Consider the following 11,997-nt stretch of genomic DNA (forward strand, 5'->3'; position numbering starts at 1 on the left):
GCGATTCGACCCGAGCGCACCAGAACATCTGTTTGCAACAGTGGCTCACGCTGCTCGAGCGTGTGCACCGTCGCGTTGCGAATCAGAACATCCTGTGCGCCAACTGCGAGCGACAGACCGGCAAGCAGCGGTGCGATGAACCCTGCACAGCGTGAACTCATAAAGAATTCTCCATGAGGCCGAGCTGAAAATCGGATCGGGGCTGCTGCGCGGGCCGCGAACGATCGTAAACAATCGCGCCGTCGATGAAGACCTGCTCGGCGAGTGCGTAGACACTGAAAGGATTGCCGTTCCAGACAACGACGTCCGCCATCTTGCCGGCCTCCAGCGTGCCGGTACGCTCCTCGATTCCCAGCACCCTCGCCGCGTTCGCCGTGAGCCAGCGAATCGCACGCTCCGGCGGTATCGCCACACCCATGCGCTGACCGCGAGCCATCGCCTTGGCGGCCGACTGATTCAAACGCTGGATCTCTCGTTCTGAATCGGAGTGAACGATCGCGCAGCCATCGTGGGCCCGCTCTACGAAAGCAATGTTTTCCTGGATCGCATCGAAGGCTTCCATTTTGAAGCCCCACCAGTCCGCCCACATCGCCGCGCAGACCCGATTACGCGCCAGCAGGTCGGCAATCTTGTAGGCCTCCACTGCGTGATGAAACGCAGTGATCTGGAAACCGAACTCTTCAGCCAGATCCAGCATCAACGCCATCTCATCGGCGCGATAGCAATGAATGTGCACCAGGATTTGGCCATCGAGCACTGCCGACAATGTTTCCAAGCGCAGGTCTCGCTTGGGTTCAGCCGGTGGACGCGCGGCTGCGTCCTTGCCACGCTTGCTCTCGTAGTCGACGCGCTCGGCCTGGTATTTGAGCTGCTGACGCCGATAATCCTGCGCGTCGGCGAATGCCTGCCGATAACCGGCCGCATTGCCCATGCGCGTCATCGGCGATTGCTGGCGAGCCCCATAGTTGCGCTTGGGGTTCTCGCCGCAGGCCATCTTCAATCCCGGCAAGGCGCCGGGAAATTTCATTTGCTGATACGTCACTGCCGTCACGTTCTTGATCGTCACGGTGCGCCCGCCGATCAGATTTCCCGACCCCGGAAGGATCTGCAGCGTCGTGACCCCGCCCTGCAAAGCGGTCTCGAAGCCCGGATCCTGCGGCCAGATCGCATGTTCGGCCCAGACATTGGCGGTGACTGGCGCAGTCCGTTCGTTCACATCGTCGTGAGCGGCGACGCCGGGGCTAGCAGCGAGACCCAGGTGAGAATGCACGTCGATCAATCCAGGCGTGACCCACTTGCCCGCGGCGTCGATGACGACTGCTTGCGCCGGCACCGGGAGATTTTGGCCCACGGCGCCGATCCGTCCATCGACCATCAGCACATCGGCTCCATCCAGCCTCGCTCCCGTTCCGGTCAGCACAGTCGCGCCGCGAATCAATGTCGGTTCGCTCGGTGCCGCCCGATACGTGGATGCAAATACCTCGGCTTGACTCGCCGTCGCCGAACCCATCGCAACCACCAGCGCCACGAATAGACGAGCGCGCATCGACCCTGCAATCACGGTGTCGTCTCGATGGCACGACGCCCTTGCTCGGTTCCCAGCAACGTAATCAGCCCGATCGGCAGCATGCTTCTCGCACCGACGCTGCAATGAGTGCCGACATGTTCGCGATAGGTGACCGAGTAGCCGCGAGCTTGCAGGATGTCGCGAAACTGACGATTGGCCTGCGTCAGTCCCGAACCTTCTTCGGTGCCCAGATCGAGATAGAAACGCAACGGCAGTTTCTTTGCAGTGACGAACTTTCGCGGCATCCACCCCAGGTTCTTCACGTATTCCTCGCGCTCGCTGCGACCGCTGCCATCGGGCGTCGGCCGCCACCAGTACGAACCGGACTGCGACAACACGTTGCCAAACACATCCGAATGCGCATAAGCCACGGACGTCGAGCCGATACCGCCGAAGCTGCAACCCGAGATGACGGCCTTCTTCGGATCGCGGCTGATGTGATAGCGACTGCGCACCAGCGGCACCAGCTCCTTGGCGATGAAGTTGCCGAAGTTCGGGTTGTAGGGCAGCTCGGCGGAGCGATGGGCGATATCGAGATAGCTGACCAGAACCAGGACCATCGGCGGAATGACTCCGTCGGCGATCATGTTGTCGAACAGCGTCGGCACGTACTTCTCCGTATCCTCCTTGTCGAAGATCACTGCGTAAGGATAAGCAGCGCCCGAGCGCCAGTAACCCGCCGGCGTATAGACGGCGACGTCGCGACTGTTACCGAGAAACTTGCTATCGGCTTTGAGTATGTCGATCCGGCCGGGAGTCACGTCGTCCCTGACTGCCAACCAAGGCTCTGCAATGGCACGCGGACCTTCTGCATACGACACCTTGTCCGGCATGTTCACTCGAGCCCGAGGATCGGCAAAGAACTCGTACACGATGCCGCCGAGCGGCTCGCGATACGCTGCCGTCGGGTCTGCTGCTTTTCCTTCCGGTTGCGTCAGCCGGTAAGTGAAGCGTGCCGCGGCATTCATCTTGTAAGTTCGAAACCAGACATCGGTGGAGTCGAGCCGGCTGAGCGGCGAGGTTTTCTCACCGCTCTCGATGAACAGATTGCTGACGCCGACGTTGAGCGCGTCGCGTTTATCCATATCGCGCCACAGGAAAGTGACCCACATCGACGCGCCGTCCTCGGCCACCGGTTCGATCAACGGCGTGCCAGCCGCATCGATTTCCTTCCAGAACGCAGCCAGCGCCGCCTCGGACTCGCCTGCCGCACTCGCCTGGATCGCGGCACGCAATGCGTTCAAGCGCGGACTTTCAATCGCGGTATCTGCGATCGAAATCCCAGGCAGTAAGGCGAACGCTAGCAGCAGAGGAAATAGCCAGGCACGACCACACCGTGCCATTTTTTCAGATGACATACTCAGCCTCTCAAAACAAAGATCGTCACGCGCGGCGCGCGAGACATGTCAGTGGGTGAATGGGGCCCGACGTTGCCGGGCCCAACTCATGGCCTCGTGAGCTACCAGTGGCCTCGCACCGTTAGAACAAAGCTTCTAGGCGAGCCGTACGTGTTCTCGGTGGGGCCGCCCAGCACCTGGTAGTACTTGGTATCGGCAAGGTTGTCGCCATACAGTCCCGCGCTCCAAGTGTCATTGATTCGGTACTGGACCGACGCATTCCAAAGTGCGTAGGGATCCTGGACCGCCCGAAAGGCGACAGGAACCGTACTGCCCGGCGCTTCGCGCGCCGCCGTGGTCGCCGAGGTTTCGGAGTAGGCCCGCACGCCGGCGTTGAACGTCCAGCGCGAGTACTCACCAGGCAATTGCCACGTGGTCCACAGCTTGAACAAGTGCTGCGGTGCTCGCGTCAGCGCATAAGCCACGCCGCTTGGAACCATCTGGCCATTGGGCAACGCGAAGCTCAGCATCTTGTAGTCCGCCGTAGCGTAGGTGTAGCCCGCGAACATCTGCCAGCCCGGCAGCACTGTGCCGCTCGCCTCCACGTCGATACCTTCGACTTTGACGTCCGCTTGCCTCAAGTAGCAGCAACGACTGCCGTCGGCGCCAGACGCAGCGGTATAGAACGGATCGAGCACCGCCTGGCCGTTGCGCGAGACACTGAAGATCGCGAACGAAGTGTTCAAGAAATCCAGAACCTCCCCCTTCACGCCGAGTTCCGAACCCGCGCCGGTGATTGGATCGAGCGGTGTTCCGGGCAACGGTCCCTGCAACCGGCTGGCTTGCACCTCGAAGGTTTCGGCATAACTTGCATAGGCCGACCAATTCGCGGCGAAATCCCACCGCAACGCGACGCTCGGAATGAATTTGCTGTCGTTGTAGCGGGTGCGCGATTTCGCGCCATAGGTGCCATCGGCGGCGACCGGTTGATAGATCTGCAGATAGCGATACTTGCCGTAACGGCCACCGAGACTCAAACGCAGCGGTGCGGCTAGTTCCAGCTCGAGTGCGCCGTACACGCCGTTCTGCCGCTGACCGTTCTCGGGGTAGTAAGCGACCAATGTGGCGTCGGGCTCCGGATACGATGCAGGATCGAAGTTGAATACGTCGACCGGCACATTGTCCGGTGACGGATCGGCCAGTACCAAGTACGGATAGAGCCGATAGTCTTTCTGTCCAGCCGCATCGACCTTGGCGAAGTCGGTGCCGACGGTGTAGCGATGCGAACCACCGAACAGCGAGAACGTACCGCTCGCGGACAGGTCCATCAGGTCCTGCACCGACTGGTAGTCGCTGGCTCCGGAGCTGGCATTGACGCCCGTCAAGGTGATCGGGCTCAGATAGCCGAGTGCCAGAAACGTACGACTCTCGCCCTCCTGATCGAGTCGAGTGAGGTTCAGCCGTAGCACGCCGTCGCTACCGTACTTCTGCTCGAGCCGAGCAAACACTTCCTTGTTTTTCGAGTATCGATGCGCCCAATCAGGATTGAAGGCGGTGCTGCGCGACAGCTTCAGATCGGTGCCGTCGAAGTAACGCGGATGGCCTTGCGTGAAGAACGCATCCTCTTTGCGGCGTTCGTAGCTCGCGCCCGCGATCAACAGCGTCGATGGCGTGATGTCGTACTCCGCAGTACCGAAGAACAGCGTCTTCTCGGAATGGCCGCGATCGTAGAAGTAACCCTTGTCCGAGTACGCGCCGACGATGCGCCCTCGCAGCCGGCCGTCGTCGGTCAGCGGTCCGGTCAGATCCAATTCGCCGCGATACGCTTCCCAACTGCCGGCCGACAGACTCGCACTGACCGCAGGCGTGGCCTTAGCGCGTTTGCGAACCAGATTCACGACGCCGCCGGGCTGACTGGCGCCAGTGAACATACCGTCGACGCCGCGAAGCATCTCGACCCGCTCATAGGCCGCCGTATCCGGCGCAAGAAACGAACCCAACCCACCGGTGTATGCCGGCGCGCCGCCGTCCAACTGCAACGTCTGCACACGGAAACCACGCGAATAGAAGAAGCTGTCTACAGCGGTGGGACTGTGACTGACGACAGTGACGCCCGTCGTCTGTTCGAGCGCCTCTGCCATCGATGTGAGGTTCTGCGCCTCGATGCGTTCGCGAGTCACGATGGTCACCGACTTCGGGGTCTCCCGAAGGGATTGACCCGACTTCGAACCCACGCTCAACTCATTGTCCAGCGTGCCGAAGACATTGACGGTCTCGATGCTGCCAGCGATGTCGGCGGTCGTGGGCACCTCGGGCACGATCGCCACCGAGCCGTCCCGGGTCGCCATGAAGCGCAGCCCCGTTCCAGCTAGCAAGGTACGCAACGCATCCTCCATGGAATGGACACCCTTGACGGCTGCCGCCCGCTTGCCTTCCACCAGATCCGTGGATGCAGACAGCTCGACGTTCGCCTGGGCCGCGAACTGCATCAACGCGCTTTGTAGCGGCTGCGCGGGAATATCGAACGTCACGCGCTGGTTGAAATTGATCTCGGTGCTGGCCGCCGCGCTCACCGTCGACGGCAACACCGACGCACAAGCAGCCACGACCGCGGAAATCGCACCCAGATGTCGTCCGGCACTTCGCACAATGGTCATATCCTCCCCTTGGCCGCACTTCGGCGGCTCATTGAACATACGGGAGCCAAGACGTTCCGGGTGCGATATTCGGCGGTCTGAAATAAAGTGCGTCGAGAGACCGCCGAATCAGCGGCCGTGAACGTCTAAGTCATCGTGGCGGACGAAAATCCCAGCTCAGAGTTGTCAGACGGCGAGCAAAAGCGCGCCGAACTGATCGCGCAGCTGTTTCAGGAGCACAACGATGCGCTGGTGCGCTTTCTGACCACGCGGCTGCAGTCGCCGCAGGAAGCCCGCGAGGTCGCTCAAGAAGCCTACGTACGCATGCTCAGTCTCGATACGCCCGGAGCCGTCAGCTTCCTGCGCGCCTTCCTGTTCCGGACCGCCACGAATATCGCCATCGATCGAATTCGATATCGCAACCGGCGCGGCCCGAGCAGCGATGCCTCTGCGTTCGATGAGCCGCCCGAACTGCGTACTCCCGATGCCTGTGCCGAAGGCGTCGAAGAGATCGCACTCATGGTGAGGTTGCTCGAGCAACTACCGCCGAAGTGCCGACAGGCCTTCCTGCTGCACAAGATCGACGGCCTGAGCACGCGTGAGATTGGTGAGCGAATGTTTCTGTCCGAGCGTCAGGTTAGAGATTACGTGCTACGCGCGCTGCTGCATTGTCGGCTGGGATTGGTACAAGCGGGCGTCCTCAGGGAGGTGAGCCGATGAGTGTCGATGACGATGAGGCTGTCTTGACTCAAGCCGGCGAGTGGCTGCTCGAGCTGCAATCGCCGAACATTTCCGTCGAACGCATCGTGTTGTGGCAACAATGGTTGGCGCGCAGCGAGCGTCATGCCCGCGCGTTCGATGAACTGCATCGAACCTGGAGATTTTCCGACCGTCTGCTGGAGAGCGATCGAGCTGCGTTGCCTTGGCCCACGGCAGCGGAACTCGGTGCGCCAGATGCGCCCCGCCACCGGACACATTGGCGTCGTTTGGCTTTGTCAGCCGCAGCGGCACTCGCAGCGATCGCAATCGGCCTGGGCCTGCTGCTCTATCCTGCGTCGGATAGCCAACAGATCGCGACCACGACTGGTGAGCATCGCGAGCTGACGCTCCCCGATGGCTCGCACATCTCGATTGGCGCCGACTCACAGTTGCTGGTCACCTATCGTACGAAGCGTCGCTCGATCGAACTGACGCGCGGTGAAGCCTACTTCGAAGTGGCAAAGGACGCTGCTCGTCCCTTCAGTGTCAGAGCCGGGACGATGTCTGTCACCGCACTCGGCACCGCATTCAACGTACGCCTCAACGGCGACCGGGTCGTCGTCGGCGTCGCCGAGGGAACTGTCAGGGTAGCGCCGGAACCAACCACGCTACTGGCCCGAATCGGCATCGATGGCGACATCGATCCCGCCCGAGCAACGCGACTCGAGATGGGTCACCGCCTGGTGGCGGAACCCCAAACATCGAGCCTTGCCAAGATCGATCCGATCGCGCCCCCGTCGGTAGCCGGCTGGCGCCGCGGTCGACTGGAATATGTGGGCGACCCGCTGGCGGTGGTGGTCGCTGACCTGAATCGCTATTCCACGCAGCCCATCGTCATCGACGACCCTGCCATCGGCACCCTGCGAGTCACCGCGTCGGTGTCGGAAACGAACATCATGGGCTGGCTGAGGACGTTGCCGTCGTCGTTTCCTCTGGAATTGGTCGCGCATGACGACGGCGCGGTGGCGCTTCGTAAACGCCGTTGAGCTGGCGCCCCGAACAGGAGTCGAACCTGTGACCTCGCCCTTAGGAGGGGCGCGCTCTATCCAACTGAGCTACCGGGGCAACCGCCGGGGATTCTAGCAGCTCGGGGCGAAATCATGAGGCTGCGGGCTCATTCTTCTTGGCGCCGCGCAGGTTCATGAAGAACAGGCCGACCTGCAGCACGATCAAGGCCAGGGCGTCTTCGTGCCAGCCCCAGGCGATCCACAGCAAGTTGCTCAGAATGAAGGTCCAAAAGCCCCAGCTGCGGCGGGTTTTGGACTGCGACGCGACCAGCCAGGCGGCGGTCAGGGTCACGACCATGGCGGGCCATTGCAGCAGCGACAGCGGATCCATGCATAACCTCGAGGTCGACGATTTGACAGTGGCAATGGCGCGCCGAGAGCAATCGACGGCAACCAAACCGAGTTCCGGGTGGGGCCGCGCTCTGTCGGGAAAGCACGCGCTTTGCTAGATTGCGCGTTTTGCCAGCACCGGGCTGTTCCTTGCCGACCTCATGCTCGTAAAACGCATCCGCAAGTGGTACGAGACTACGCAGTTCCTGCGTGAACACAGCTGGCTGGGCTATGCCTTCGCCCTGCTCACCAGCGTCGCCGCCATGTACGTGCGGGTGCTGCTCAGTGGCGTGCTCGAAGGCTTTCCGTTCATCACGTTTTTCGTGGCCATCGTGCTCACCGCCTTTATTTTCGGCTGGCGGGCCGGTGCGCTGGCCGCCGTGCTCGGCGCCATCATTTCCAGTTACTTTCTATTGCCGGCGGATTGGTCGTTGGCCGCCAGCGGCCTGTCGAACTGGATCGGCCTGGGGTTTTACGTCACGTTGGTGAGCGTGATTCTGGTATTGACCGCAGCCATGCATCGCGGCTTTGCCGAGTATGCGCAGGACGATGAGCAGAGGCGCATCGCCAACGACTTGCTCGAGAGTCGCGTAGCCGAGCGCACCGCTGAGCTGCAGGCCGCGAACCAGAAATTGCGCGATGAAGTGCAGTCGCGTGCTACTGCCGAGGCCCAAGTCCGGCAGATGCAAAAGATGGAAGCCGTCGGGCAACTCACCGGCGGCATCGCGCACGACTTCAACAACATGCTGGCCATCATCGTCGGCTCGCTCGACATGGCGAAAAAATACGCCCAGCGCGACCCGGCCAAAGCATCGACAAGCATTGACCACGCGATGGAGGGAGCCAAACGCGCCGCCGAGCTCACTGCTCGATTGCTCGCCTTCTCGCGTCTACAACCGCTCGATCCACGTCCGGTGGATGCGAACAAACTGGTCAGCGGCATGTCCGAGCTGTTGACCAGAGCCCTCGGCGGCAACGTGCGCCTGGAGACTGTGTTGGCCGGCGGCCTGTGGCGCATGTTCGCCGACCCACCGCAGTTGGAAAGCGCCATTCTCAACTTATGCGTGAACGGGCGTCACGCGATGGCAGAAGGCGGCAAGATCACGCTCGAAACCATGAACGCGCATCTCGACGATACTTACGCCGCCAATCACGCCGAAGTACGTCCCGGCCAATACGTGGCCATCGCCGTCACCGACTCCGGCAGCGGCATGAGCGCAGAGGTGATGTCTCGCGCCTTCGATCCTTTCTTCACCACCAAGAAGCCTGGCCAAGGCACCGGCTTGGGCTTGTCGCAGGTCTACGGTTTCGCCAAACAATCCGGCGGCCATGTGAAGCTGTATTCGGAAGTCGGCCAGGGCACGACGGTGAAGCTGTATCTGCCCCGCTATACCGGCGAAGACGAAACCGTAGCGGCGCCCTTGCCTGCCGATCGGCCGCTACGAGGCAACACTTCCGAAGTGATTCTGGTAGTGGAAGATGAAGACCGCGTGCGCCAGATGTCCGTGCAGCTGCTGCAAGACTTGGGCTACACCGTGGTTCAAGCAAGCGACGCGAAACACGCGCTCGCCATGATCGAAGCAAACACTGCATTCGATCTGCTATTCACCGATGTGGTGATGCCGGACATGAACGGCAAGCAACTCGCTGACCGAATCAAGGAGCGACGGCCCGACGTCAAAGTGCTGTACACCACGGGCTACACGCGCAACGCCGTCATTCACAATGGCATGCTGGATCGCGACGTGTCGTTCCTGCCCAAGCCATTCACCATTCAACAACTGGCGACCAAGGTGCGCCAGGTGCTGGATCAAAAATAATCAACCAGGCCCGGGCGCGATCCGATCGATAGCCGCCAGCTCTTCGCTGGTGAAGCTCAACTGTTTGAGCGCGCCGAGATTCTCACGCACCTGTGCTCCGCTGCTCGCGCCGATGATGGTCGACGTCATGCGCGGATCGCGTAACACCCAAGCAATCGCCAACTGCGCGAGCGTCTGACCTCGTGCTTTGGCGATTTCGTTAAGTGCTGTTGCTTTGGCAACGACCTCGGCGGACACGCTCTCCGGCCGCAAGAAACGAGTCCCGCGTCCAGCTCGTGAATCGGCGGGAATACCTTGTAGATAACGATTGGTCAGCAGTCCTTGCGCCAGCGGTGAGAACGCAATCATGCCGGCGCCCGCCTTCACCGCCGCGTCAAACAAGCCCGCTTCGATCTTGCGATTGAAAATGCTGTACGACGGTTGATGGATCAGCAACGGAATGTGCCACTGACGCAGCAGCGCGGCGAACTCGACTGTCTGCGCCGGCGAATACGACGAGATGCCGACATACAACGCCTTGCCTTGCTGAACCGCCGAGGCCAACGCCCACGCGGTTTCTTCCATGGGCGTTTCCGGATCGAAGCGATGCGAATAAAAAATATCGACGTAGTCCAGCCCCAGCCGCTGCAGGCTTTGCTCCAGGCTGGCGAGTAAATATTTGCGTGAGCTGCCGCCCTGCCCGTACGGCCCGGGCCACATGTCCCATCCCGCCTTGGTGGAAATGATCAGCTCGTCGCGATGCGCCTGGAAATCTTCTTTGAGCAGCCGGCCGAAGTTGCTCTCGGCGCTGCCATAGGGAGTGCCGTAGTTGTTGGCCAGATCGAAGTGAGTGATGCCCAGGTCGAACGACGTGCGCAGGATGTCACGCTGCCGCTCCAGCGGCACGTCGTTGCCGAAGTTGTGCCACAACCCCAGCGACAACGGCGGCAATTTCAGCCCGCTGCGTCCCGCCGGGCGATAGGCGAAATGTTGATAGCGGTCGCTAGCCGCGAGATAAGCGGTGGCGGGCTGGGTCATGCCCGCATCCTAACAAAAACGGCCCTCGGGGAAGCACCCCGAGGGCCGTCAGATCGAACGTTAACTCGATTAGAACGAGACGATGACCGCGATACGAACCCGATCCAGCCAGTCGCCGATGGCGTTGCTGCCAGCGTCGAGGGCGTTCTCAGGCTTGTAGTGGTACCAGATGCCCTGCAACTGGGTCTTCGGCATCAACATGTAGTCGAAGGTCAGGCCGTGCAGTTCATAGTTGGTGCCGATGCCGATATTGTCGTGCGAGAACGCACCCAGCACCGAATCGGTCTCGGCCACCGAGTAACCGTAAGTCACCCGCCAATCGCCCGGCTGCGAAGCACGACCGATCGCCAGATCCGCGCCGTAGCCGGTGTCTTGCGAAGTCTCGGCACCGAAGTTCTTCACGTAGTCGCCGACGAAACGCACCGGCCAACGCGAGCCCAAGCCCGACCACGTGGCGCCGACGATGAAGTCGCCCAGGTTGAAGTCCGACAGGTAGTAGCCGTTAGTCCGGCGCAGGTTATTACGGAAGTCGCCGCTGTTCGCAGTGGCCACGCTACCCAACGTGTAGTCGTAGTAGGCCGCGGAAACGTCGAACTTGAAGTTGCCGATTTCAGCGGTGTCGTAGCCCAGCTGAGCGCCGACCATGGTGCTGTCGGCCGCGACTGCAGCTTCATCGATGATGAAGAACAGGCCGCTGGCACGCAGCGCCGAGCCGTCGGCGAGCTTGTGCTTGTACACGCCGCTCAAGCCCTGCGGATTCACGTCGCCGTCCCACACCAGATCGGTGCGCGTGAACGGCTGCGGAATCTTGCCGCCGAACACATTCAGGTCGCCGAAATTGATCTGCGCGTAGGCCAGATCCAGGCTCACCTGAAAATCGTTGTCCCAGTTCGACATCTGCACGTCGACGCTGTTCGGATCGTCGGCATCGCCGGTCACGATACGCGTGCCGAGGGTGATGCGATCGTTCACCGCATAGGTCGCGCCGAGGCGGCCGCGAACCTGGCCACTGCGACGTGACGGCAGATCGTCGTCGCTGTAGTCGCCCTGGAAGCGCAAACGCAAGTCGCCGGTGACGTTCAACTTCGACTTGGCATCGGCAGTAGCGAGCTGGGCTGGTGCAGCCGGTGCAGCGGCTGGTGCAGCCTTCGCCGGAGCATTGGTTGCGCTGACGCTGGATTCGAGCGCACGAATCTTGGCTTCGGTCTGACGCTGCTGTTCGGCGATGCGCGCCTGCTCTGCTCGCAGCGCTTCGATCTGCGCCTTGAGAGCAGCAGCATCGGCACCGTTATTAGCAGTTTGGGCAAAAGCGCTGGGGCTGAGCGCCGCCAGCAAAATCGACACGGCGAGCAAGGACCTGGATCCCCGGTCTTCGAACTTCATGAATTCTCCACTGTAGTGACCAGAAGCGCGACTTACCTCGCGCTCACGGGGCACATGATGCCGAAGCCGTCCTGACGTGAACCTGACACCTTTGTCAGGCAGCACTCCTAAATCTTTTGTTACTTTCCAGTGCTATTCAAC

At 61.4% G+C, this 11,997-nt stretch carries 9 protein-coding genes and 1 tRNA gene; 3 read left to right on the forward strand and 7 right to left on the reverse strand.

Annotated features, from left to right (window positions below; all coding sequences use genetic code 11):
• Nucleotides 1-157: 157 nt before the first annotated feature.
• The 3 genes from JNL55_RS33450 to JNL55_RS33460 form a co-directional block, all read right to left on the reverse strand.
• The gene (locus JNL55_RS33450; RefSeq protein ID WP_293865064.1) at nt 158-1,546 is read right to left on the reverse strand and encodes an amidohydrolase; all 1,389 of its coding nucleotides are present in this window, start codon (nt 1,544-1,546) and stop codon (nt 158-160) included.
• An 11-nt stretch (nt 1,547-1,557) separates the two neighbouring features.
• Nucleotides 1,558-2,811, reverse strand: coding sequence for an alpha/beta hydrolase-fold protein (locus tag JNL55_RS33455; RefSeq protein WP_293865067.1), 1,254 nt, complete (start codon nt 2,809-2,811; stop codon nt 1,558-1,560).
• 215 nt (nt 2,812-3,026) lie between these two features.
• Nucleotides 3,027-5,561, reverse strand: a complete 2,535-nt coding sequence (locus JNL55_RS33460; RefSeq protein WP_293865070.1) for a TonB-dependent siderophore receptor — start codon at nt 5,559-5,561, stop codon at nt 3,027-3,029.
• Nucleotides 5,562-5,696: 135 nt separating this feature from the next.
• Here JNL55_RS33460 and JNL55_RS33465 point away from each other — a divergent pair, with 135 nt between their 5' ends.
• A complete protein-coding gene (locus tag JNL55_RS33465) occupies nt 5,697-6,260 on the forward strand; it encodes an RNA polymerase sigma factor (protein ID WP_293865073.1) in 564 nt (187 codons plus the stop codon).
• Nucleotides 6,257-7,285: a FecR family protein gene (locus JNL55_RS33470; protein ID WP_293865076.1), complete on the forward strand. Its 1,029-nt coding sequence runs from the start codon at nt 6,257-6,259 to the stop codon at nt 7,283-7,285. Before JNL55_RS33465 ends, JNL55_RS33470 begins: the two co-directional genes overlap by 4 nt.
• A 2-nt stretch (nt 7,286-7,287) precedes the next feature.
• Here the strand turns inward: JNL55_RS33470 and JNL55_RS33475 are convergent.
• Both JNL55_RS33475 and JNL55_RS33480 read right to left on the reverse strand, forming a co-directional pair.
• Nucleotides 7,288-7,364 (reverse strand) — tRNA-Arg (locus JNL55_RS33475).
• Between the two features lie 33 nt (nt 7,365-7,397).
• Nucleotides 7,398-7,637: a hypothetical protein gene (locus JNL55_RS33480; protein WP_293865079.1), complete on the reverse strand. Its 240-nt coding sequence runs from the start codon at nt 7,635-7,637 to the stop codon at nt 7,398-7,400.
• A 160-nt stretch (nt 7,638-7,797) separates the two neighbouring features.
• Between JNL55_RS33480 and JNL55_RS33485 the strand changes: the two genes are divergently transcribed.
• Entirely contained in the window at nt 7,798-9,456 is a 1,659-nt protein-coding gene (locus JNL55_RS33485; RefSeq protein ID WP_293865082.1) for a response regulator, read from the forward strand.
• On the opposite strand, the gene mgrA is transcribed toward JNL55_RS33485, so the two are convergent.
• Together mgrA and JNL55_RS33495 are read right to left on the reverse strand one after the other, a co-directional pair.
• Nucleotides 9,457-10,473, reverse strand: a complete 1,017-nt coding sequence (mgrA, locus tag JNL55_RS33490) for an L-glyceraldehyde 3-phosphate reductase (RefSeq protein WP_293865085.1) — start codon at nt 10,471-10,473, stop codon at nt 9,457-9,459.
• 69 nt (nt 10,474-10,542) lie between these two features.
• Nucleotides 10,543-11,856 carry a putative porin gene (locus JNL55_RS33495; protein ID WP_293865088.1) on the reverse strand — a complete coding sequence of 438 codons (1,314 nt, stop codon included), beginning with the start codon at nt 11,854-11,856 and terminating at the stop codon, nt 10,543-10,545.
• Between the last annotated feature and the right edge of the window lie 141 nt (nt 11,857-11,997).

The sequence above is a fragment of the Steroidobacter sp. genome, assembly GCF_016790065.1.
Lineage (GTDB): Bacteria > Pseudomonadota > Gammaproteobacteria > Steroidobacterales > Steroidobacteraceae > Steroidobacter.

Coding starts and splice junctions, on each gene's coding strand:
- JNL55_RS33480 (WP_293865079.1), bottom strand. CDS start 7,637: ATGGATCCGCTGTCGCTGCTGCAATGGCCCGCCATGGTCGTGACCCTG.
- JNL55_RS33485 (WP_293865082.1), top strand. CDS start 7,798: ATGCTCGTAAAACGCATCCGCAAGTGGTACGAGACTACGCAGTTCCTG.
- JNL55_RS33495 (WP_293865088.1), bottom strand. CDS start 11,856: ATGAAGTTCGAAGACCGGGGATCCAGGTCCTTGCTCGCCGTGTCGATT.
- mgrA (WP_293865085.1), bottom strand. CDS start 10,473: ATGACCCAGCCCGCCACCGCTTATCTCGCGGCTAGCGACCGCTATCAA.
- JNL55_RS33460 (WP_293865070.1), bottom strand. CDS start 5,561: ATGACCATTGTGCGAAGTGCCGGACGACATCTGGGTGCGATTTCCGCG.
- JNL55_RS33450 (WP_293865064.1), bottom strand. CDS start 1,546: ATGCGCGCTCGTCTATTCGTGGCGCTGGTGGTTGCGATGGGTTCGGCG.
- JNL55_RS33470 (WP_293865076.1), top strand. CDS start 6,257: ATGAGTGTCGATGACGATGAGGCTGTCTTGACTCAAGCCGGCGAGTGG.